Origin of the sequence: Rhizobium sp. CCGE531, assembly GCF_003627795.1 — a bacterium.
In the GTDB taxonomy this organism is placed as follows: Bacteria; Pseudomonadota; Alphaproteobacteria; order Rhizobiales; family Rhizobiaceae; genus Rhizobium.
Window position 1 is genome coordinate 101,401 of sequence record NZ_CP032685.1, and the last position, 20,606, is coordinate 122,006.

A 20,606-nucleotide genomic window follows, 5' to 3' on the forward strand; every position below is an offset into this window, starting at 1 on the left:
AAAACAGGAGAGCGAGATGGGCAAGGTAATCGTCGTCACATCAGGCAAGGGCGGAGTTGGGAAGACGACTTCGACGGCCGCATTGGGGGCGGCTCTGGCGCAGAGAGGCGAAAAGGTCGTCGTGGTCGATTTCGACGTCGGCCTGCGCAATCTCGATCTGGTCATGGGCGCGGAACGCCGCGTCGTCTACGACCTCGTCAACGTCATCCATGGCGACGCCAAGCTGCCGCAGGCCTTGATCCGTGACAAGCGGCTGGAGACGCTCTTCCTGCTGCCGGCTTCGCAAACGCGCGACAAGGACAATCTGACGCCCGAGGGTGTCGAGCGCGTCATCAACGAGCTCAGGAACTATTTCGACTGGGTCATCTGCGACAGCCCGGCGGGCATCGAGCGCGGCGCCACCCTTGCCATGCGCCATGCCGACGTCGCCGTCGTCGTCACCAATCCGGAAGTTTCCTCGGTGCGCGATTCCGACCGCATCATCGGCCTGCTGGACTCCAAGACGCTGAAGGCTGAGCGCGGCGAGCGCATGGAAAAGCACCTGCTGCTGACACGCTTCGATGCCGGTCGCGCCGAACGCGGCGACATGCTGAAGGTCGACGACGTGCTGGAAATCCTCTCCATTCCATTGCTCGGCATCATCCCGGAAAGCACGGACGTTCTGCGCGCCTCCAACCTTGGCTCGCCTGTCACGCTCGCCGATGCGCGCTGCGCGCCGTCGCTCGCCTATTTCGAAGCCGCGCGCCGTCTTGCCGGCGAGCAGCTGCCGATCACCATCCCCGGCGAGAAGCGGGGCATCTTCGGCAAGATCTTCGCAAGGAGGGCCGCATGAGCATTTTCGGACTGTTTCGCAAGCAGAGGTCTGCACCGATGGCGCGCGAGCGTCTGCAGATTCTCCTTGCCCACGAGCGCGCCTCCGTGGGCTCGGATCTCGTATCCGTGCTGAGGGAGGAAATCCTCGCCGTCATCGCCAAGCATGTCCAGGTCGACCGCGACAAGGTGCAGGTGAAGATGGATCGCGACAAGGACGTCTCCATGCTGGAGATCGATGTCGAGATCCCGCGCGATGCGGCCCTGAAGGCCGCCTGAGGCAAGCCCGGCACCGCGCATGTGTGCGAATGATGCCACATGGTTTTCCCATGTGGCGGATCTTCGACATATTTCGAAGTTCGCCCTTGCAAAGGATGCGATTCGCTATTATCTGCACGTCATCACCTGTATCGATGGCCTGCCGCTGACATTTCTGTGTCCAGCCGGTGTTCGCTGTCCGGGTTAAAAAGCAAGGGCGCTCCCCAGAAATGGGTAGAGCGCCCTTTGCTTTTGTCGCGTTGGTAGCACTTTTCTTGTCCGATGCGATATGCCAGTTTGCGCTTATCATGCGGGGAGGCGATTGCTTGGGCGGATTGGACAATCGACGGAATGCCGTGTTCAGATGGCTGCTTGCCGGCATCTTCTTCGCTGCATGCGCCATCGGCGCCCAGGCGGCCGACAAGACGATTTATCTCACATTCGACGACGGCCCCTTGCCGGGAACCAAGAACATTCTCGCCGTGCTGAGCGAGGAAAATGTTCCTGCCGCCATGTTCATGGTCGGCCTGCATGTCGAAACCATTTCGTCCGGGCGCGATCTGCTTGCCGAAGCCAAGGCCATGCCGCTTGTTACCATCGGTAACCACAGCTATAGCCACGCCAACAATCGTTACAGGAAATATTACTCCGATACCCAGGCCGTGGTTGCGGACATGCGCCATGCCAACGAAGTGCTCGGCCTGACGCCGATCGTGCATGCGCGGCTGCCGGGCAGGGACGTCTTTCGGCTTCCCACGGTCGCGAGAGAGGATCTGTCCATCAATGTCGCGCAATGGGAGCGCGAATGGTTGGATTACGAGCTGGTCGCCGAATCGGGTTTCTACCTCTATGGCTGGGATTTCGAATGGGTGCACAGCGACGACGGTAAGCCGGTCCAATCGGTGGACCATCTGGTCAGCGAGATCGATCACCTCTTCCAATACGGCCGCTTCACGCAGCGGGGAAAGATGATCCTGCTTATGCACGACGAAATGTTCCAGGATCAGTTCAACGGGCAGGATAATCTGAAAACATTGATCCATTCGCTTCGCGAACGCGGCTATGCCTTCGGCGATATCAGAACCTACGCGCCATCAAATCCCTGAACCCACCTGAATTTGTTTAGAGCGGTTCAGCTTTTCACGGAATCGCTGAACCGCTCTATCTCTTTGCACTCTCGCAATTCCGGACGGAAAACCGCTGCGCACTTTTCCTGGAATTGCTTAGGTCTGTCTCGCCGCAGCTCCCGTCGCAACCGTCAGGATGAAATCGTCGAGCTCCTGCTCCAGGCTTTCGACCGGCAAGCCGACGAAACGGCCTTCGAGGCTGATGCTGACGACGCCGTGGACGGCGCCGAACAGGGTGCGCGCGCGGATGGCGCGCGCCGTCTCCGACATGGTCGGCTGCAGTTCTGCCAACGGCTCGGCAATGACGCCCATCAGGAACATATGCTCTTGCAGATGCCATTCGGGGCTCGCGCGATAGTCCGGTGGCCGGTGATCGAAGAGTGCCTTCCATAGATTGCGGTGCGCGACCGCGAACCGCAAATAGCCGCGCGCCAGGTTCCGCAGCCGGTCCGTCGGCGTGTGATCCCTAACCTCCGCCAGCGTCAGCGAGGCTTCGAGCGCCTTCAGCGTCGCCGAATTGACGTGAATGACGAGATCGTCGAGGTCGGCAAAGACCGTATAGAGGCCTCCGAGGGCGCAGCCGGCATCCTGCGTGACGTCGCGCGCCCTCAGGTTGGAAAGGCCATCGGCCATTATGCGATTTCGTGCCGCCTCGATCAGCCGCAGCTTCAGATCCTCGCGCTTTTCCAGGGTTTTTCTCGCCATTATCAATTCCAATCCGATTTTTTGAACGACGTTCAAAATTTTTCTTGAACGACGTTCATGATTCTGGCATACATCGTTTCGTGAACATCGTTCATAAACGAGAGACGACAAATGTTCAATTCAATTCTGACGCTCATCCGCGGCCGGGCCTATGGTGGCGAGCAGGCATTCATCGATCGCAATGCGGTGCCGTTGCTGGCCCAGCAGATCCGCGACGCGGCCGGTGCCATTCAGTCGGCGCGGCGGGCGGTGGCGATCGCGATTGCGCAGAACGAGCAGGAAAAGAGCCAGCACGCGGCGATCGTCGGTCGCATCGCCGATCTGGAAACCCGCGCGGTTGCCGCGCTTCAAAAGGGCAGTGACGAGCTTGCCCGGCAAGCGGCCGAGGCGATCGCCCAGCTCGAAGCCGAGCGCGATGCTTCCGAGAAGGCGCAGGCGCAATTCACACAGACGATCGGCAAGCTCAAGGCAATAGTTCGCGCATCGGAAGCGCGCCTGCAGCAATTGCAGCGCGGCGAGCGCCTGGCGCGTGCCACAGAGCAGACGCAGAAGCTGAATGCCGCCTGCGATGACAATTCCGGCCTGGCAACGCTGGATGACGCTGAAGAGACGCTTGCCCGCCTTCAGGCCTATCAGAACCGCTGCGAAGTCGCCGCCTCGGCCATGAAGGAAATGAACGCTGCCAGCCGGCCCGAAATCGTTATCGAAAAGCTCGCCGATGCCGGCTTCGGCGCACCGCTTGGCCCTTCGGCCGACGACGTGCTTGCCCGCCTGCGCGAACGCATGAATTCAGCAGCCTGAAACCGAATACACCAGACATATCAGAGAGGATACGATCATGAACGACAGCTTCCAGAAGCATTCCCAGGCTTGGGTCAGCTTCTCCTACATTTCCTTCGGCGCCGCCGCCTTCATGCTGTTCGTCGGTCTTTACATGATGCCGATCGATCTTTGGGGTAAAGGTTATCTCGCCATGGGCATCCTGATGCTGGTGCAGACGGCGGTCAACGTCACCAAGACGATCCGCGACAATAGCGAGGCTGACAAGCTGATCCGCAAGGTGGAGGATGCCCGCACGGAGAAGCTGCTGGTTAAGTTCAATCGTGACGGTCAGGACTAACCTTTATTAACGACGCTGCAGGGTTGTATCAGTGCTCAACCTTTGCGTAACCACTCTGTGGCGTCTTGTTGGCTGAACGAGGGGTATGCCATGCAAAAGCACCTGATGAGATCGAGGAAATTCGCGCCGCTGTTCTGGACGCAGTTCCTCACCGCCTTCAACGACAATTTTCTGAAGCAGACATTGGTTTTCGTCATTCTCGCGCAGATGGCGACGGAGGGTGCGGCGCTGGTGACGCTTGCCGGCGGCATTTTCATCGTGCCGTTCCTGCTGCTGTCGGCGATTGCCGGTGAACTCGCCGACAAATACGACAAGGCCAAGATGGCCGAGCTGCTGAAGCGATGCGAGCTTCTCGTGGCGGCGATCTCGGTCGTCGGTATCGCCTTCTCGTCCATCTGGATCCTGATGCTCGCCCTGTTCGGCTTCGGCGTCATTTCTTCGCTCTTCGGGCCGATCAAGTACGGCATCCTGCCGGATCATCTGGAAAGCCGCGATCTTCCCAAGGCCAATGCCTGGATCGAGGGCGGCACCTTCATCGCCATTCTGACCGGCACCATGGTTGCCGCGGTCGCCTTCCGCGAGGGCGAGAATGTCTGGATCTTCGGCCCGATGATGATGGGACTTTCCATCCTCTGCTGGTTCGCCGCACGCATGATCCCCTCGACCGGGTCAAAGGCGCCGGACCTGGTCGTCGACACCAATGTCGCGCGCTCCAGCTACAGGCTGGTCAATGAGCTTCGCGCCGATAGCCGCATCTGGCGGGCATCGCTGATGAATTGCTGGTTCTGGTTCGTCGGCGCCTTCATCATGTCGATGCTGCCGGTCATGGTCACCGATATTCTCGGTGGCTCCGAAATCGTCGTTCCCGCCTATCTGGCGATCTTTGCCGTGTCCGTCGCCATCGGTTCGGCCATTGCCGGATGGATGGCTGCCGGCCGCATCGTGCTTTTGCCCGCACCTGTCGGCATGCTGATCGTCGCGCTCTTCGGTCTCGATCTCGCCTGGAATCTCTGGGGTCTTCAGTCGACCAGCCACGCCGAAACCATTCTCGCCTTCTTCGCCGGGCCGAAGACCATCCGCGTCGCCATCGATCTCGCCGGCATGGCGATCGGCGGTGCCTTCCTGGCCGTCCCGACTTTCTCGGCCATGCAGAGCTGGGCGCATGAGGATCGTCGCGCCCGTGTTATCGGCGCAGCCAACGTGCTGTCGGCTCTCTTCATCGCCGTCGGCCTGGCGCTTGTGGCTGTCCTGCAGGCCGTCGGCCTGTCGATTCCGGTCGTCATCGTCAGCATCTCCGCACTGAACGTCGTCGTGGCATGGGTGATGCTGAAAACTCTGCCGACCAATGCTTTCCGCGACCTCATCTCCATCATCTTCCGCGCCTTCATGCGGCTCGAAGTCGAGGGCCTGGAAAACATCCGCAAGGCCGGCCCAGCGCCGATCATTGCTTTGAACCATGTCAGCCTGCTCGATGGCGCGCTGGCACTCGCCATCACCGAGGAAGAGCCTGTCTTTGCGATCGATTATTCCTTCGCCAAGAAATGGTGGGTGCGGCCGCTTTTGACGAAGTGCAAGTTCTTGCCGCTCGACCCGACGAAGCCGATGGCGACGCGCTCGCTGATCAAGGTCATCCAGGACGGCAGCCCGGTCGGCATCTTCCCCGAGGGTCGCCTGACCGTGACAGGCACCCTGATGAAGGTCTATGACGGTGCGGCCATGGTCGCCGACAAGACCGGCGCAATGATCGTACCCGTTCGCATCGACGGCCTGGAAAAGAGCTACGCTTCCTATCTGACGTCGAGCCACGTTCGCCGCCGCCTCTTCCCCAAGGTCAAGGTGACGATCCTCGAGCCGGTCAAGCTCGATGTCCCGGCGGAGCTAAAGGGCCGCAAGCGTCGCATCGCCGCCGGTGTCGCTCTCTACCAGATCATGTCGACGCTGATGTTCCGCACCGCCGACACGAACAATACGGTGCTTGGACGCGTCATCGAAAGCGCCCACGAATATGGCGGCAAGAAGCTCGCCGTCGAAGATCCGATTGCCGGCAAGCTGTCCTATGCCAAGCTTCTGACCGGTGCCGCAGTGCTGGGCGCGAAGTTCAAGAAGATGTTCCCAAAGGAGAAGACGCTTGGCGTCATGCTGCCGAACGCCAACGGCACGGCCGCGACCCTGCTTGGCGTCATGTCGGCGGGCAAGGTCCCGGCCATGCTGAACTTCACAGCGGGTGCGGCCAATATCCTGTCTGCCTGCCGGACGGCAGAGGTCAAGCATGTGCTCTGCTCGCGCGCCTTCGTCACGCAGGCAAAGCTCGGTCCGGTCGTCGAAGAGCTCGAAAAGCATATGACATTCGTGTGGCTGGATGAGCTGCGCACGCAGGTCACCTTCCTCGACAAGATCGTCGGCCTCATGCGCAAATATCGGCCGCTGGTGAAGCGCAATGCCGATGATCCGGCAGTCATCCTCTTTACCTCCGGTTCCGAAGGCGCGCCGAAAGGCGTGGTGCTGACCCACCGCAATATCCTGTCGAACGCGGCGCAGGCCGCCTCGCGCATCGACTTCCACCCCGGCGACAAGGTGTTCAACATCCTGCCGATGTTCCACTCCTTCGGCCTGACGGCCGGCACGATCCTGCCGCTGGTCTCGGGCGTGCCGGTGTTTCTCTATCCGTCGCCACTGCACTACCGCATCGTGCCGGAGCTGATCTACGTCTCGAACGCAACCATCGTCTTCGGCACGGATACGTTCCTGAACGGCTATGCACGCAGCGCCCATCCTTACGATCTGAGATCAATCCGCTACATCTTCTCCGGCGCCGAGCCGGTGAAGGCGTCGACCCGCGAAGCCTATATGGAGAAATTCGGCCTGCGCATCCTGGAAGGCTACGGCGTCACCGAGGCGGCCCCGGTGATCTCGCTGAATACGCCGATGTACAATCGTACGGGAACGGTCGGCAAGATCATGCCGGGCATGCAATGGAAGCTCGAGCCGGTTCCCGGCATCGACGAGGGCGGCCGTCTTCTCATCCGCGGCGCCAATGTGATGGCCGGCTACCTGCGCGCCGACAATCCCGGCGTCCTCGAGCCGCTGCCGGAGGGCTGGCATGATACCGGCGACATCGTCACCATCGATGAGGACGGTTTCGTCAAAATCTGCGGCCGGGCCAAGCGCTTTGCCAAGATCGGCGGCGAAATGATCTCGCTTGCCGCGGTGGAGACCCTTGCCGCGCAACTCTGGCCTGGTGCTCTGAGCGTCGTCTCGGCCGTGCCGGACGCCAAGAAGGGCGAGCGTCTTGTGCTCCTGACCGATGCGCCGGATGCGACCCGTAGCGATTTCCTGGCATTCGCGAAATCGAAGGGTGCCACGGAAATGATGGTCCCCGCCGAAGTCACTGTCGGCAAGGTGCCGGTCCTCGGTTCCGGCAAGGTCGATTTCGTGACGGCGCGTGCCATGGCTTTGGAAGCTCAGTCGCAGTCACAGGCGGCGTAAGCTTCCGATCCTGAAAGACAAAGCGGTCGATGGTTTTAGCCATCGGCCGCTTTTTGCTGTCGCCGCTAGACCATTGTGGATCGCTTCAATTCCGCTTCAGGCAATGCGTGGCAGAACGATCTGAAAGGTCGTGCCGTCCTTGCCGCTGTCAAGCAGCTCGATGCCGCCGCCATGCGAGGCAAGCATTGCCCGGACGATGCCGAGGCCCATGCCCGTGCCGCCATCATCCCGCCGCGTCGAGAAGAATGGCTCGAAGATGCGGTCCCGATTGCCGTCGGCAATGCCGCGCCCATTGTCGCGAACCTGGACCGTCATCCTTCGCCCTTCGCCGCTTGCCTTGATCGCAAGTTTTGTGGCGCCGTTCTGGAAGCTGTTCTCCACCAGATTGGCAAAGATGATGCCGGCGGCCTCGCCGGGCAGTGCCAGTATGTCGTCGGCGCTTCCCTCATCGCTAACAGCCAGTTGACGAAACTGCATTCCGAGCTGGCTTATGATGTCGCGAAGGCTGCTTGAACCCCGTTCGGACGGCAGCTCGGCTTTCGCTAGCTCCCGCAGGCGTGACAACAGCCTGTCCAGCCGTTCTGTATCCGCGATGATATTGGCGAGGAAGCGGTTGCGTTGCTCGACGCTCATCGGATTGCTGTCGTCATCATCGCGCAGGAGCTCGGCCGCGCCTTTGATCGAGGTCAGGGGCGATTTCAGCTCGTGGGAAACATGGGCGGCGAAGGAGCGGACGTAATCGGAATGATCGACCAGTTTGCCGGCGAGATCGAGAAAGCTTTGCGAGAGGGTCGCAACCTCCCGCGTGCCATAAATTTCGAGTGGTCGGATCGCTGAGCGTCCTCCGCGGGCGATCTCGTTCGTGCGGGCGATCAGTGCGTTGATCGGCACGGTCAGCGTGCGTGTCAGAACATAGGCGACGACCAAGGTGAGGAGAAGAACGGCGGCGAGTGTCGCAATCTCCGCCGGCGCCATGGCGCCGGAGGCGGCGCGAACGACGCGAAACCAGATGATCGTGAGCATCGGCAGCATCATCACGGTCAGAAGCATGGCGTAGACGATGAGGGCGAGCGGCGGCCGCCATTTCGGCTTCACCCGTGGTGCACGCATCAGGCGCTTCCTTCCATGCCTGATGTCAGCTTGAAGCCGATCCCGTGCACCGTGGCGATGATGCCCTTGCCGCCGGCCGCCGAAAGCTTGGCGCGGATATTGCGGATATGGCTGTCTATGGTGCGGTCGGCCACCTGCATGTCGGCGCCGTAAGCCGCCTCCATCAGCTGGTCGCGGCTGAAGACGATCTCAGGGCGCGTCAGCAGCGTGTCGAGGATGGAAAATTCGAGCGCCGTGAGGTTCAGCGGCATGTCGGCGAAACTCGCCGTACGGCCGCCGCGATTGAGCCGCAGCGGACCCACGGACACAGAGCCGTTGACCGCATCCGGCTCAGAACCGTTTCCGCTGCGCTTCAGGATAGTCCGGACCCGGGCAACCAGCTCGCGCGGGCTGAAGGGCTTGGTGACATAATCGTCGCCGCCGATCTCCAGCCCGACAATCCTGTCGATTTCCTCGTCGCGCGCCGAGAGGAAGAGGATCGGAAGATCAGATGTCTTGCGGATGCGCCGGCAGACCTCCAGCCCATCCATTTCGGGCATGCCGACATCAAGCACGATCAGATCGAGACCGCCTTTGTGAAAAGCCATCATGGCCTCCGTCCCGTTGCGGGCGGTCGTCGTCTTCATGCCGGCGCGATCGAGCGCGAAGCAGATCACGTCGCGAATATTGGGTTCGTCGTCGACGACGAGGATGCGCTGTGCCATGCGATGCGGGTCCTGGTTTACTCGCCCGTTGTCTTCGTTTCGCGCTCATCTTGCAAGCACCGCATGGATCTTGAGGTAGTCGTCGAGACGGGCGGCGCGATATGTCCAGCTTCGCCAGTCGAGCGAGCGAGCCTCATGCTGCCATCGAAGCACTTCGCGCACCCTGCGGACATTGCCGTCGGCAGGCAGCGCTGCCAGATAGGTATCGAGTGAGGGGATGGCTGCCGGGCCGAGCACTGCGAGATAATCAAGGTCGAGCACGATGCCTTCGCCCGATATTTCGCGGCTATGGGCGACATTGAAGCGGGCGATGAAGGCGGGAATATCGGCGAGCGCGGCGGCGTAAAGCGTGATGACCAGCGTCACGGAGCTGAGTGCGGTCAGCCATTCGTTCGAGCGGTGAAGCAGGATGCGCAGGAGGATGAGGAAGAGGCCGATCGCGACAAGCCCCATCCATAAACCGGCCGCAACGCGCAGCTCCGTCAGCGAATAGACTTCGACATAGAGATCGAGCCGCAGGATGGAGGAAAGGCAGAGCAGGATATTCTGCGCGATCCAGAGATGCACGAGGCCGCGAAGCAGGGCGCTTCCATCGCCCTGTCCGCCGCGGCGCATGGCGACGAGCACGAAGACGGCAGCGAGGATTGCGGTGATCATCAGCGGATAGGCGCCGCGATGGGCGTATTCGGCATGGGTCATGCCATCGGGCAGGCTGGCCCCGCCCCAGAGATAGGTGAGATCGAGGAGCGTCTGCACCGCAAACAGCACGTTGAATACGAGCAGCGAGCGCAGCAAGGCGCCATGGCCGAACAGCCCATCCTCAGTTCCCGCGACGATATCAGGCATTTCGCGTCGATGAGGGCGGCGCCGCGCCAGGCGTGGATAAAGAAGCAGCGACACGAAAGCTGCGACGACAAGCCAGAAGCCGATGCGCCACAGGTTCAGCAATTGCAGCAGGAAGGTAAGGTCGATGCTGCGCAGCGTCTTGTCGATCAGTGGATTGGCCATTGCGAAGAGGGCAAGAAAGCCCGCGGCAAAACCCAACGGCATGATCCAGCCGCGAAGGTGGTGCCGCACGCCTTGCGATGACGGTTTCTGCAGGTGCTGTAGCCAGCGATAGCTTACTCGACGGAAAGGCCGCGCCGGCACATCCAGGAGGAAGCGGAGCAGGACGAGCGGCAAGCGCGTCCATTGCCGAGGGATCAATCCGCCGGCGCCAAGCGAGACGCAGGCAAGAGCGAGCAGGCAGACGGTGACGCCCATCCAAGAAAGGGTCTCGATGAGCGGGATCGATGCGGCGAAGCCGAGCAGCAACAGCCCGGCAGCTTTGGAAAGGGACAGGGATTTTCTGGAGCAGATCAGCAGAGCCGTGGCGACGATATTGGCGAAAAGGAAAAGGTTGAGGCCGGGCTCCCTCTCGAAAAGAAGAAAGTCGGCGAATACGACGAGAGCAAGAAGTATCAGGAATTTTCGATTGGAGTTGCTTGCGGAATTGGCGGGAAGGGTAGAGGCGTCGGATATGCTCATCGGTATCGGCTCCGTGCAAGACGTTCGGTCGTGGCCAATGCTATGATCCTGGCGCATTGAGGGGGCGGATCCGCCTGAGGAGGATGATCGTCCACCAGCCACCAGCCTTCCTTGAGGAGGCTATGCGGCAGGCGAACGGGCGGGGCGGCTGGGGTCTCGGGCGTGTTGTTCATGACGCGACGATGCCGCTCGGCTTTGCAGAAACTGTGCAGAGCGCTAGGAGCTATTCAGGAAAATTGGTTAAGTTCGAAAGTCGAATTCATCGACACTGTGCGAGGCCTGAACAACAATTGCTTCAGGTGCGGCCAATCTTGGCCAGGATCAACTTGAGCATTTTTCGATGGATGTCCCATAACGGGGCAGTCACTTGTGGAACTTAACCGTATGTTTTCCAGCTTCCAGTCATCCTATGGATTGCCGGTTTGAAAATCGATTTGTTGTCGGCGCTGTCGTACTCACCCCTGACGACAGCCGGGAGTCTCGGAGGCGGCCCTTCAGCTGCAGCCGAGATTCCCGTCAGAGGATACCAATGCCAATCGGCCGGTGCCCAATAGAGTGAGAGAGCGGCTGCGAAATATCGGGATGTCGGGGTCCAGCCATTCGCCACGGTCGTGGATTGGATTGGCGGGGATGTGCATTCCAGAGGCCCGGAATAGGCTTTCCTCGCCGCTTGTTCAGGCTTTATCATATCGGTTGATGTCATAACTGAAGGCTCGACGAGAGAAGTACTTCAGGAATGCATGAGCGAGGCGCAGGGAACGGTAGATGAGAATTACGACGATTACGAATTGGGCCTACGGCATCACCGTCGTCCTGACCGTGCTGTCCGCCGTGGCATTCATCCTCTCGGCCCGAAGTGCCATCCAGGAGAGGCAGGCTGTCGAGCAGCACCTGCTGTTGAACAGCATGGGCGAGGAACTTGCGCTCGCGGCGGAAGAGACGACGGACGAGGCTCGCCTCTACGTCATGCGCGGCGCCGCGAGACATCTCGATGCTTTCACAGTCGACGAGGGCGAGGAGCGCCGGCGCGATACTGCGCTCAATTCCTTGCGTGGCTCGGGCATTCCCGATGCCGAGCGTCAGGTCGTCGAGCAGGTGGCAGCCAATGCGGAAGGGCTGGATAAGATAGAGGAAGCGGCGGTGGCCGCTTATACCGGCGGCAATCAGACGGGTGCGCGCGATACCCTGTTCGGGCCGGAGCATGAACGTATCCAGATGGCTCTCCTCAACAGTGTCAGCCAGTTTCGCACCCTAGCTGCCGCGCGCACCGAAACGGCCGTGCGCAGTGCGCAGGCACGCAGCGATCTTTGGGCCGATGTCGCCAAGGTGATGCTTGCCCTGACTGCGGCGGTATTTCTCGGCGTGCTCTATTTCATCATGCGGCGTCGGGTTGCCCTGCCGTTGATCCGCATGACCGGCATCGTCAACCGGTTGGCAAAGCAGGACTATGCCGTCGAAGTGCCGACCGACCGCCGGCGCGACGAAATCGGCGAGATGAACGACGCCATTCAGATCTTCCGCGAGAACGGTCTGGAGCGGAACCGGCTGGATGCCGAGCGCAAGCGCGACCTGGAGACGAAGGATCTCATCCTGCAGATGATGCATCGCCTGCAGGCCTGCTACGCTCAGAACGAGCTTGCCGAAGTCGTCGCGCTATTCGTGCCGCAGATCTTTCCAGGCATCGCGGGTTGCCTTTACATGATGAACGAGAGCAGGACGGCGCTGACGGAAGTCAGCCGGTGGCTGGAGCCGGCCCATACCGAGCCTTCCTTCCCCGCTTCGGCCTGCTGGGGGCTGCGTCGCGGCCGGCCGCATGTCAGCCATGTCGCCGACAATGATATTCCCTGCCAGCATCTGGATGGTTCCGGCGTGCCCGGCCTTTGCGTGCCCTTGACAGCGCTCGGCGAGGCGATCGGCCTGCTCTATTTCGAAGATCGATCGAAGGACGCGACCGCGGCCGATGCGCCACGGCTCTACCTGGAACTGATCGCGGAGAATATCGGCCTTGCCATCGCAAACCTGCAGTTGCGCGACAGGCTGATCAATCTTGCCGTGCGCGACGCGCTGACGGGCCTGCTCAACAGGCGCTCCCTGGATGAAATGCTGAACAATCTTTACCGGGATCATTCAGCCCGCACGGTCATCTGCATGATGATCGACATCGATCACTTCAAGCGCTTCAACGACGAGTTCGGCCATGATGCCGGCGACGAAGTGCTGCGCCATGTCGGGCAGATCGTCGCCGATACGGTCGCCGAAACCGGCACGGTCTATCGTTTCGGCGGGGAGGAGCTGACGGTCATCGCCACCGACATGGCCGACCAGGCGGGCTTCGCGCTTGCCGAGCAACTGCGCGCGCGGGTCTTCGCCACGCCGTTTTCCTATCGCGCACGCATCGTCGGGCCGCTCTCCGTCTCCGTCGGCATCGCCTCATCCCCGGCTTCCGGACCGGCTAAGACATTGATCAATCGCGCCGACGGCGCTTTGCTGAAGGCAAAGCTCGACGGACGCAACAGGACCGTTGCGGCGTTTGCGATGGAACCGGAGGAGGAGCTGAAGAGAGGCCAGAGCTGATTTTGAAGGGTGCGAATATCGCGCCGAAATCCGATTTTGCTGCCTTGCCGAATACGCGTCTCGATTGTAGCTTGAAGCTGGAAATCGCATAAATGGAGGGCGCGAGTTTATGGGCATGACGCAGAATGCTTCACCTTTGTCGCCGGATAGCGAGGCCCTGCAGTCGATGGGTTTCGATCCGGCTCTTCACCGTAAGTTTGCGGCCGGCATCGAATCGGGCTTATTGCGCGATCTGCATGTCGTGCTTGCCGCCCGTTCTCAACAGCTCGTCCTGGAACATTACGGCGTTGGTTCCGATGAAAATTGGGGCACTCCGCTCGTTAGCGTCGCATTCGACGCGGACACGCTGCACGATCTCCGCTCGGTGACCAAGAGCATCGTCAGTCTCCTTTACGGCATCGCGCTGGACAAGGGATTGGTGCCGCCGCCGGATGCACCCCTCTACGAGCAATTTCCGGAATATGGCGATCTCGCCAAGGATGCGGCACGCGCCAAGATCACCATCGGCCATGCGCTGACGATGACGCTGGGGATGGAGTGGGACGAGGATCGTCCCTACACCGACCCGCTGAACAGCGAAATAGCCATGGAAAACGCGCCGGATCGCTATCGCTTCGTTCTGGAGCGGCCGATGATCGCAGAGCCGGGAACACGTTGGATTTATTCCGGCGGCAGCGTCGCGCTGGTCGGCGCCATCATCGAGCGGGGCACCGGCAAGCGCTTGCCTGATTTCGCGCGAGCCGCCCTCTTCGAGCCGCTGGATATCACCAAGTTCCACTGGTCGGCAGGATATGACGGCGTTGCGTCGGCGGCGTCCGGATTGCGCCTCACGGCGCCCGATTTGCTGAAGATCGGCATGCTGCTTCTGCAAAAGGGCGTGTGGAACGGCCAGAGGATCGTTTCGGAAGAGTGGATCGCGCGATCCCTCACGCCGGCGATTTCGACCGGGGACGGTTTGGACTATGGCATGCTGTGGTTTTGCGGGGATGCGCCCGTGCCGGCGTTCGCCAATCCACGACGTTGGCATGCGGGCTTCGGGAACGGTGGTCAAAGGCTCTGGCTGATGCCCGATGCGGGAATTGCCGCCGTCATCTATTCCGGCAAATACAATGCATGGGATGCCTGGATAACGCCCACGCGTGTCTGGCGCGAGATCATCCTCGCCAACTTCCTGAAAGCCTGAAAATGGCTCCGCCAAAAGACAAGTTCCCCACGCTTTTGACCGACCGGCTGCGGCTTCGAGAAACGAGCATGGATGATTGTGACGATTTCCATGCGTTGATTTCGATACCTGAAGTCACGCGATTTTCGAACTGGGTTGATGCGCCGAAGAAGGCGCAGATCGAGCGCTCTCTGAAATGGATGTACAAAATCTTTCCCAAGGGAGCGGGCTGTACATGGATCATTGAGGATCGGGCTTCCGGTCAATTGCTCGGCGCCATTCGCTTCAACAGTATAGATAAGCACGCCAGATGTGCCGAGCTCGGATATGAATTGCATCCTTCGGCCTGGGGCAAAGGGCTCATGAGTGAGGCGGCGAGGGCAGTCGTTCAATGCGGCTTCGACGTTTTTTCGCTCAATCGTATCGAGGCCTGGACACTGCCGGGAAACACTGCATCCGATCGGGTTCTTGAAAAAGCGGGATTCCAATATGAGGGTACGCTTCGGCAGAAGGCGCGATTCAAAGAGGCCTTTCATGATTTTCGCATGTTCGGCTGTTTGGCGGGCGACCGGTAGAGATCGCCCTCCGTCGATCGCCTAGTCGGTTTCGCTCGCACTACAGCAATTCCAGGAAAAGTGCGCAGCGGTTTTCCGTCCGGAATTGCTAGGAAACAAAGAGATAGAGCGGATCACAGATTCCGTGAAAAGCTGAACCGCTCTATCGGCCGCGAATTGGCCGATTGGATCAATCGATTGGCTGCAGCCAGCCTCGATAGTGAACGACCGGGCCGATGAACGGCAGAGCGATCGACACGTTGAAATGAAATCGATCATTCTCCGCCCACTCGTAAGCCGTGCTTCGGGGCGCAAGAAAGAGCGGTAGCCGAATGCGGAGGAACGACCAGCGCCGTATCTCCATGCTGAGCCCGTTGCCGCGCGGCAGAAGATCGAATGCGAAACGGAAGGGGCCGAAGCGCTCGACAAGCCGGCCCTTTTCCTCGCTCAGCCGGCTGGAGAAACGCTGACCGGAAAAATCCCGGGTCCATTGTTCGATGCCATCATGTTCCTCAAAGGAGACGTGCAGGCCGTGCTTTCCAGAGGCGGGAAAGCCGAACAACTTGGCGATCAGCCGGGCAGCAGGAGAGTGCCCGCGGGTCACGATAGCCTCGCCTTTGGCGCCTCCATCGCCGAAGACGTCGTGCATGGCGCGCACAGGCTCTGACAGATGCGCGAATGTGAGGCCCATGACGCGCTGATAGAGCGGCGTGTAGGGCGCCTCCGTCGTCTCCTCGCCGATTGCCAGATCGCGAAGCAACGTTCGAAAATCATCAAGGGACAGGAGCCCGCCCGCATGACGGGCGCCGGGCGAAAGTCTGTTATCGCTCAGCATTCGGGCCAGCAATTGCGCCGGAAGGGTGGGGATTTCCACGCCGTCGCCGTTTTCGGCGATGAGCGTCCAGCGGCGGGCCCGCATGGCGCCTTGCTGGATACCCTTGATTTCGATCGTCACGGCTGAACGCGCGGTGCCGAACCGTGTCGTCAGGCCCTGCAACGGCAGCAGAAAACGGCTGAGCTTTCGCAGCGACGTCAGCCAACCCCAGATCACTGGCCAGGACAGCAGCCAGAGAGCGAACGTCTGAAAAGCAAATTCAGGCCCGGCCCGAAAGATGACGCTGGGGCTTCCGGCTAAGCTGTCGACCAGCAGATCATGATCCGGCACGTCGGCAAGCGCCACCAGCCGGCGCAGCGGCGGCTTCCCCGCGACCGCGTAGGTTTCGCGCTTTAGCATGTGCCAGCCGGTTGCATCCTGCCAGCGCCGGCCGCGCCAAAGCCGCACCGGCTTGCCGACGTAGCTCAGGATCGCCGATGAGACAGAGGCGCCGGCGGTTGCACGATTGGAGGCGCTGATCGACATGTCGATCGAGCGGACTTCCTGCATGCCCTTGCTGAGCTCCACGACGACGGCACTCGACAAAGCCGGCACGCTCGATGCTCCGGAGACGACGGCGACGCCCGCAGCCCTGGCCCGTTCGTCAAGCGAGCCGATCGCGCCGACGAAATCGCGCGCATCGGCAAGATCGATATAGTGGACGCCGGCCTTTATGCAGGCCCGCGCGACGCGGTCGTCACTTTGCTGGAAAGGGCCGGCCGCATCGATCAGCAGGAAGGGCTTGTGTTCGTCAAGGACCGCAGCCATGTCGCCATTGCGGTCGGCCCGGAGCGCCCTTGCGTTCGGCAGTTGAGCGGCGAGCGCCTTCGCCGCGTCGAGGTTACGTCCGGTAACCAGAATGTCGAAGCCGTCGCCGGCAAGGCGCCGCGACAGGCGCGCGCCGAACCCGCCATAGCCGCCGAGAACGAGGATCTTCCTCAAAGGATGCGGCTCGCCTGTTCGGGTGTCGGCAGCCAGCATGTCTCCCGCCTGCCGAAGATGCGATAGCGGTTGCGGGCAAGCCAATGATAGATCGGGTCGCGCAGCACGCGGGGCACAAGGCGCAAGAGGGAAATTGCCTTCCAGGGCCAGCCAAGGCCTTCATAGATCGAAAGCACCGCGTCGCTGTCTCGCAGCACCTTTGTTCCATCGACGATGATCAGGCTGTCGGGATTGGCAGGGTCTATCCCGCAGGAGCGATAAAGGGCAGCGCCGGTTTCATTCTGCATGGAGGCGAGGCGGAAGCGGCCGATGCGGTCGTGGCGAAGTACGAACTGGGCATTGGCGGTACAGAGCACGCACATGGCGTCGAAGACGATGATCGGCCCTTGATATTCGCTGATATTGCTTTTGCTCATGTTGGCGTCGCGTTTTCCGTGCCCCGGTCTGTTCACAGAATTGTCCGGTTGAGCTGCCGCCGTCAATTGCACGTTTCGGAAGGCTGCCATGCCAAACCAACACAAGAGCGTGAGATTTGAATCGCAGAGCAGGTCGTGGGAGGGGCGGGAGAAGCAGGGCCATCGAGCTGCCCTGCCGGTATGCGGCCCGATCTTGATGACCGGGCCGCGCTTCTACTGGAATAGAGGCTCAGCGGTAGCGCCAGCCGCCATGCCACCGCTCGCGATGCACCCAATAACGGTGCCCGTCCCAATAGCCGCGGCCGGGATAAAATATGCCATAGGCCGGCACCACAGGCACGACCACAACCGGGCGTCCGTTCGGGTGGCAATAGCCATAGGGGCCGCGATGAAAGCCGATGCCGCATCCGTCGCGAGCCTCGGCCGGCGAGATCGCGGTAAAGCAGGCAGTCGCTGCAAAAGCGAGCAAAATAATCTTTTTCATGATGTCCTCATTCGTCCTGGAAGAGCTTGACGCTGTTATCCCTTCAGCGCTTAAACGGCTGCGATCGGTAAATCCGTCGCTGCATTCCGATCGTTTTTGCATTCGCTTGAGGAAGATCGGCTTTTGCAGCGCGCAAGCCTGCAAGTCATCCCAAGAACTGTGCCTGCTGCGGGATCAGGACCGAATTTCAAAATTTTGGGATGCGGGGCGGGACTGTGACGGACAGTCCTTCGCTGCGGGTACCGGCTTTTTGCCGATCATCGGCACACGCCGTATCAGAGCACGCAGAACGGCCAGGATTGCCTTGTATTGCTCCCCCGGGCACAGGCGGCCATTGGCATCGTAGGCAAAGAGGAGACGCCGCCGCGCGAATGCATGCGCCAGCCACAGCGCGAAGGCGACGCCCACGCCCCAGCCCATCAGCGTATCGCTCGCCCAATGAGCGCCTACCCATTGGCGCGACAGGCAGATCAGGACGCCGATCGGCATGAAGATGGGGCGAAGGCGGGGGAAGACCAGCGCCAGCGACATCGCCATGGCGCCGGCCGTTGCCGAATGTCCGGAGGGAAAGGATGCGAAGTCGGCGTGAAAGGCAAAGGGTCGAAAATAAAAGGCACCGTTCGTCTGCAGCAGTTCCGGTCTGGCGCGGCCGATGATGTTCTTGGTGAGCGAAGCGACAATGCCGCCGCCAGCGACCGCCAGGAAGACGAATGCCGCCGCGGTGGCGACGAGATCCGCACCTGTGCGCATGGATTTTCGCAATTTGTGCGCGGGTGCAAGGATCGCGAATATCAGCAGGGCGCCGCTGAACGAGAGCACCAGCAGACCCGTGCCGAGGCTGCTGATCCACTTCGCCATCCCGCGCAATTGCTCGGGAAACGACTTCATCCAGACGCCGAGGGGGTAGTCTGAAGTCACCATCACGAGCAACGACAGGACAAGGAAGATGGCGACGATGGCGATCGGGCGTTCGAGAAATGCGCGATTTTCAGGAGGCGCGACAGCAGGGGTGCTGAAGAAGCATCGAACGCCCCCGATCAGGCGCCTGCGACAGATTTTCGCGGAATGCTCCAGCGCTTCTTTCATGACCTGCTGTTTCCGTCGCCATGCCTGCATAAAGCCGACTTCCCATTGCTGCCGATCGTTCACAGATGCTCGCGAAGACGGACTTATGCGGTGTTTCCCTTGGTGTAAGGCTGCTACAGCAACACGCTGACAGGTGCCTGAAAGCCGCCGTGCCGCGCTTCTCCAGCGTTGATGGACACGCTTTCGGTCGCTCGGGCTGATCGGCGGCGTGCCCGTCTACATCAGCGGCAGCCAGTTCAAGGCTTGGAAGTACACTCAAATCACCATCGACGGCGTGACGGGGCTAGGCCGGCAGATGCCGGAATGCTCCGCGCAGAGATGCAACCTATGGAAAAGGCGCTATGTCGATTTATATCCTGGGTTATCCAAGTTTTAACTAACCCCTGGTAGTAGTAACCGCATCGACTATCGCATGAGGCATAGAGCTTTGCGCTAGGTTTCCATGAAGGAGAGGCTGAAGCGCTGCGAGGATTCGCGATGACATCCATCCCCAACACGCCTTCGGCGGCTTTAGCCATCCTCCAGCGGCTGAATGCCACCGGCACTGCAGCACCGCAGCGGACTCAATCCAGGACCGACAGCTTGATTGCTGTGTCGACTGGTCAGGCTGACAAGATCGCCGCATCAAAACAGCCGACCCAGGGGCAATCGAAGGTCTCGGAGGCATTCTTCGCGACGAACGGTAAGGTCGATCTTACGAAGATGAAGCTTGATCTCATCTATCGCACCGGTAAGGCCCTGGGTGTCGAACACGACGATTATGCTTCGATGGAAGATTTCGCCAAGGCCATGCAAAAGGCCTATAGCGAACTGGAGCCCGCCGAAGTCAACGCTATTGAGCATGATCTCGGCCTCGATAAACTCGGCCTGTCGCTCGAAGAGGTGATCAACAGCGCCAAGGGTCCCGAGCGCAATGATAAGGTGACGCGCGCGCTGAAGCAGCAAATGGATAAGAGCAAGGGCGAGGATGACGATGGCCAGACGAGCCAGCAAGTGATCCTGGGGCCAGACGAAGTCGGCCTCTACAGCCCCTCGTCAATCAAGTAGTTTCGAATTGGAAGCTATTGGCGCAAGTCTGCCTGGGGCAGCGAGCCCGCCTCGTATAAGTCCGGCCACAGCATCAGCCGCTGTTTCCATGTAGCTCGGATCGCGATGGAGCAGCACGACGGCAAACGAGCCGTCGAGAAGCAGCATGATCTGGCGCGCGAGCGGTAAAGCATCGCTGCCTGCTCCGGCTTCCGCGAAGACCGAGCCCAGCCAATCTTCAACACGCTTCTTGTGGGCGCGGGCGACTACCAGAGCCGGATGGCCGGGAAGGTTGATGAGTTCCACCGAGGTGCGCAGGAAGCCGCAGCCCTTCCACTTCGCGCTTTGCGCCGATTGCGCCAGACGGCGAAAAATGCCGGCGACCTTCTCGGCAATGTCGCCGTCCGTTTCCTCGAACCAGCGCTTGAAGAGAACAAGGTTCGGTTCGTCGCGCGCCTGGAGATGGGCAGCGATCAGGTCGTCCTTGCTGCGGAAATGATAATAGAGGGTACGCTTGGTGACGCCCGCCTTCTCGGCAATGGCGTCGACGCTGATGGCGCGGATACCATCTTGATGGAAGAGTTTTCCGGCGGACTGAAGAATGCGATCGCGTGTCGGCTGGGGGCTGTCCTTCATGGCTC

General features: G+C 60.7%; 19 protein-coding genes and 1 pseudogene. 11 read left to right on the forward strand and 9 right to left on the reverse strand.

All coding sequences use genetic code 11. From position 1 onward, the window contains the following. The first annotated feature begins 16 nt into the window (after positions 1 to 16). From minD to CCGE531_RS20030, 3 genes are all read left to right on the forward strand, one after another. A complete protein-coding gene (minD, locus tag CCGE531_RS20020; RefSeq protein ID WP_120667153.1) occupies positions 17 to 832 on the forward strand; it encodes a septum site-determining protein MinD in 816 nt (271 codons plus the stop codon). Beyond that, positions 829 to 1,089, forward strand: a complete 261-nt coding sequence (minE, locus tag CCGE531_RS20025; RefSeq protein WP_112344625.1) for a cell division topological specificity factor MinE — start codon at positions 829 to 831, stop codon at positions 1,087 to 1,089. Before minD ends, minE begins: the two co-directional genes overlap by 4 nt. A 305-nt stretch (positions 1,090 to 1,394) precedes the next feature. Continuing rightward, positions 1,395 to 2,174, forward strand: a complete 780-nt coding sequence (locus tag CCGE531_RS20030; protein ID WP_120667155.1) for a polysaccharide deacetylase family protein — start codon at positions 1,395 to 1,397, stop codon at positions 2,172 to 2,174. Between the two features lie 117 nt (positions 2,175 to 2,291). Here the strand turns inward: CCGE531_RS20030 and CCGE531_RS20035 are convergent, their stop codons facing one another. Further along, positions 2,292 to 2,900: a TetR-like C-terminal domain-containing protein gene (locus tag CCGE531_RS20035; protein WP_120667157.1), complete on the reverse strand. Its 609-nt coding sequence runs from the start codon at positions 2,898 to 2,900 to the stop codon at positions 2,292 to 2,294. A 111-nt stretch (positions 2,901 to 3,011) separates the two neighbouring features. Here CCGE531_RS20035 and CCGE531_RS20040 point away from each other — a divergent pair, with 111 nt between their 5' ends. The 3 genes from CCGE531_RS20040 (at position 3,012) to CCGE531_RS20050 (ending at position 7,506) form a co-directional block, all read left to right on the forward strand. Then, the gene (locus CCGE531_RS20040) at positions 3,012 to 3,701 is read left to right on the forward strand and encodes a PspA/IM30 family protein (RefSeq protein WP_120667159.1); all 690 of its coding nucleotides are present in this window, start codon (positions 3,012 to 3,014) and stop codon (positions 3,699 to 3,701) included. 37 nt (positions 3,702 to 3,738) lie between these two features. After that, positions 3,739 to 4,020 carry a YiaA/YiaB family inner membrane protein gene (locus CCGE531_RS20045; protein WP_112798622.1) on the forward strand — a complete coding sequence of 94 codons (282 nt, stop codon included), beginning with the start codon at positions 3,739 to 3,741 and terminating at the stop codon, positions 4,018 to 4,020. 90 nt (positions 4,021 to 4,110) lie between these two features. Next, on the forward strand, positions 4,111 to 7,506 hold the full coding sequence (locus tag CCGE531_RS20050; protein ID WP_120667161.1) for an acyl-[ACP]--phospholipid O-acyltransferase: 3,396 nt from the start codon (positions 4,111 to 4,113) through the stop codon (positions 7,504 to 7,506). Positions 7,507 to 7,602: 96 nt separating this feature from the next. Here the strand turns inward: CCGE531_RS20050 and CCGE531_RS20055 are convergent, their stop codons facing one another. From CCGE531_RS20055 to CCGE531_RS20065, 3 genes are read right to left on the reverse strand one after another with little or no spacing between them, the layout of a single operon-like run. After that, positions 7,603 to 8,616, reverse strand: a complete 1,014-nt coding sequence (locus CCGE531_RS20055) for a HAMP domain-containing sensor histidine kinase (protein WP_120667163.1) — start codon at positions 8,614 to 8,616, stop codon at positions 7,603 to 7,605. After that, the gene (locus CCGE531_RS20060) at positions 8,616 to 9,320 is read right to left on the reverse strand and encodes a response regulator (RefSeq protein WP_120667166.1); all 705 of its coding nucleotides are present in this window, start codon (positions 9,318 to 9,320) and stop codon (positions 8,616 to 8,618) included. Before CCGE531_RS20060 ends, CCGE531_RS20055 begins: the two co-directional genes overlap by 1 nt. A gap of 45 nt (positions 9,321 to 9,365) precedes the next feature. Beyond that, the gene (locus tag CCGE531_RS20065) at positions 9,366 to 10,847 is read right to left on the reverse strand and encodes a DUF4173 domain-containing protein (RefSeq protein ID WP_120667168.1); all 1,482 of its coding nucleotides are present in this window, start codon (positions 10,845 to 10,847) and stop codon (positions 9,366 to 9,368) included. 765 nt (positions 10,848 to 11,612) lie between these two features. Between CCGE531_RS20065 and CCGE531_RS20070 the strand changes: the two genes are divergently transcribed. From CCGE531_RS20070 to CCGE531_RS20080, 3 genes are all read left to right on the forward strand, one after another. Beyond that, the gene (locus CCGE531_RS20070) at positions 11,613 to 13,421 is read left to right on the forward strand and encodes a sensor domain-containing diguanylate cyclase (RefSeq protein WP_120667170.1); all 1,809 of its coding nucleotides are present in this window, start codon (positions 11,613 to 11,615) and stop codon (positions 13,419 to 13,421) included. Positions 13,422 to 13,536: 115 nt separating this feature from the next. After that, positions 13,537 to 14,604, forward strand: coding sequence for a serine hydrolase (locus CCGE531_RS20075; protein WP_245459321.1), 1,068 nt, complete (start codon positions 13,537 to 13,539; stop codon positions 14,602 to 14,604). 2 nt (positions 14,605 to 14,606) lie between these two features. Next, positions 14,607 to 15,158 (forward strand): GNAT family protein, encoded by a 552-nt coding sequence (locus CCGE531_RS20080; RefSeq protein WP_120667174.1) that lies wholly within the window; start codon positions 14,607 to 14,609, stop codon positions 15,156 to 15,158. 169 nt (positions 15,159 to 15,327) lie between these two features. Here CCGE531_RS20080 and CCGE531_RS20085 read toward each other — a convergent pair whose 3' ends face one another. The 4 genes from CCGE531_RS20085 to CCGE531_RS20100 all read right to left on the reverse strand — a co-directional run bounded on the left by CCGE531_RS20085 (position 15,328) and on the right by CCGE531_RS20100 (position 18,939). Further along, on the reverse strand, positions 15,328 to 16,992 hold the full coding sequence (locus tag CCGE531_RS20085; RefSeq protein ID WP_120667176.1) for an SDR family oxidoreductase: 1,665 nt from the start codon (positions 16,990 to 16,992) through the stop codon (positions 15,328 to 15,330). Further along, positions 16,950 to 17,369 carry a thiol-disulfide oxidoreductase DCC family protein gene (locus CCGE531_RS20090; RefSeq protein WP_120667178.1) on the reverse strand — a complete coding sequence of 140 codons (420 nt, stop codon included), beginning with the start codon at positions 17,367 to 17,369 and terminating at the stop codon, positions 16,950 to 16,952. The genes CCGE531_RS20085 and CCGE531_RS20090 overlap by 43 nt, the downstream gene beginning before the upstream one ends. 229 nt (positions 17,370 to 17,598) lie before the next feature. After that, complete coding sequence (locus CCGE531_RS20095) at positions 17,599 to 17,853, reverse strand: hypothetical protein (protein ID WP_120667180.1); 255 nt, start codon at positions 17,851 to 17,853, stop codon at positions 17,599 to 17,601. Positions 17,854 to 18,027: 174 nt separating this feature from the next. Beyond that, a complete protein-coding gene (locus CCGE531_RS20100) occupies positions 18,028 to 18,939 on the reverse strand; it encodes a phosphatase PAP2 family protein (RefSeq protein WP_245459322.1) in 912 nt (303 codons plus the stop codon). A gap of 190 nt (positions 18,940 to 19,129) precedes the next feature. On the opposite strand from CCGE531_RS20100, the pseudogene CCGE531_RS34825 reads away from it, so the two are divergent. Further along, a pseudogene (locus CCGE531_RS34825) lies at positions 19,130 to 19,228 on the forward strand (DUF779 domain-containing protein); the annotation flags it as partial. A gap of 188 nt (positions 19,229 to 19,416) precedes the next feature. Then, a complete protein-coding gene (locus CCGE531_RS20110) occupies positions 19,417 to 19,986 on the forward strand; it encodes a hypothetical protein (RefSeq protein ID WP_120667186.1) in 570 nt (189 codons plus the stop codon). On the opposite strand, the gene CCGE531_RS20115 is transcribed toward CCGE531_RS20110, so the two are convergent. Continuing rightward, complete coding sequence (locus CCGE531_RS20115) at positions 19,975 to 20,601, reverse strand: TetR/AcrR family transcriptional regulator (protein WP_120667188.1); 627 nt, start codon at positions 20,599 to 20,601, stop codon at positions 19,975 to 19,977. The two genes, CCGE531_RS20110 and CCGE531_RS20115, sit on opposite strands and share 12 nt — an antisense overlap. Between the last annotated feature and the right edge of the window lie 5 nt (positions 20,602 to 20,606).

Excerpts from the sequence above, each read along its gene's own strand:
- CCGE531_RS20100 (WP_245459322.1), bottom strand. The coding sequence starts at position 18,939 with ATGAAAGAAGCGCTGGAGCATTCCGCGAAAATCTGTCGCAGGCGCCTG.
- CCGE531_RS20085 (WP_120667176.1), bottom strand. The coding sequence starts at position 16,992 with ATGCTGGCTGCCGACACCCGAACAGGCGAGCCGCATCCTTTGAGGAAG.
- CCGE531_RS20050 (WP_120667161.1), top strand. The coding sequence starts at position 4,111 with ATGCAAAAGCACCTGATGAGATCGAGGAAATTCGCGCCGCTGTTCTGG.
- minD (WP_120667153.1), top strand. The coding sequence starts at position 17 with ATGGGCAAGGTAATCGTCGTCACATCAGGCAAGGGCGGAGTTGGGAAG.
- CCGE531_RS20035 (WP_120667157.1), bottom strand. The coding sequence starts at position 2,900 with ATGGCGAGAAAAACCCTGGAAAAGCGCGAGGATCTGAAGCTGCGGCTG.
- CCGE531_RS20115 (WP_120667188.1), bottom strand. The coding sequence starts at position 20,601 with ATGAAGGACAGCCCCCAGCCGACACGCGATCGCATTCTTCAGTCCGCC.
- minE (WP_112344625.1), top strand. The coding sequence starts at position 829 with ATGAGCATTTTCGGACTGTTTCGCAAGCAGAGGTCTGCACCGATGGCG.
- CCGE531_RS20070 (WP_120667170.1), top strand. The coding sequence starts at position 11,613 with ATGAGAATTACGACGATTACGAATTGGGCCTACGGCATCACCGTCGTC.
- CCGE531_RS20055 (WP_120667163.1), bottom strand. The coding sequence starts at position 8,616 with ATGCGTGCACCACGGGTGAAGCCGAAATGGCGGCCGCCGCTCGCCCTC.
- CCGE531_RS20110 (WP_120667186.1), top strand. The coding sequence starts at position 19,417 with ATGACATCCATCCCCAACACGCCTTCGGCGGCTTTAGCCATCCTCCAG.
- CCGE531_RS20080 (WP_120667174.1), top strand. The coding sequence starts at position 14,607 with ATGGCTCCGCCAAAAGACAAGTTCCCCACGCTTTTGACCGACCGGCTG.
- CCGE531_RS20090 (WP_120667178.1), bottom strand. The coding sequence starts at position 17,369 with ATGAGCAAAAGCAATATCAGCGAATATCAAGGGCCGATCATCGTCTTC.
- CCGE531_RS20045 (WP_112798622.1), top strand. The coding sequence starts at position 3,739 with ATGAACGACAGCTTCCAGAAGCATTCCCAGGCTTGGGTCAGCTTCTCC.
- CCGE531_RS20040 (WP_120667159.1), top strand. The coding sequence starts at position 3,012 with ATGTTCAATTCAATTCTGACGCTCATCCGCGGCCGGGCCTATGGTGGC.
- CCGE531_RS20075 (WP_245459321.1), top strand. The coding sequence starts at position 13,537 with ATGACGCAGAATGCTTCACCTTTGTCGCCGGATAGCGAGGCCCTGCAG.
- CCGE531_RS20065 (WP_120667168.1), bottom strand. The coding sequence starts at position 10,847 with ATGAGCATATCCGACGCCTCTACCCTTCCCGCCAATTCCGCAAGCAAC.
- CCGE531_RS20060 (WP_120667166.1), bottom strand. The coding sequence starts at position 9,320 with ATGGCACAGCGCATCCTCGTCGTCGACGACGAACCCAATATTCGCGAC.
- CCGE531_RS20095 (WP_120667180.1), bottom strand. The coding sequence starts at position 17,853 with ATGAAAAAGATTATTTTGCTCGCTTTTGCAGCGACTGCCTGCTTTACC.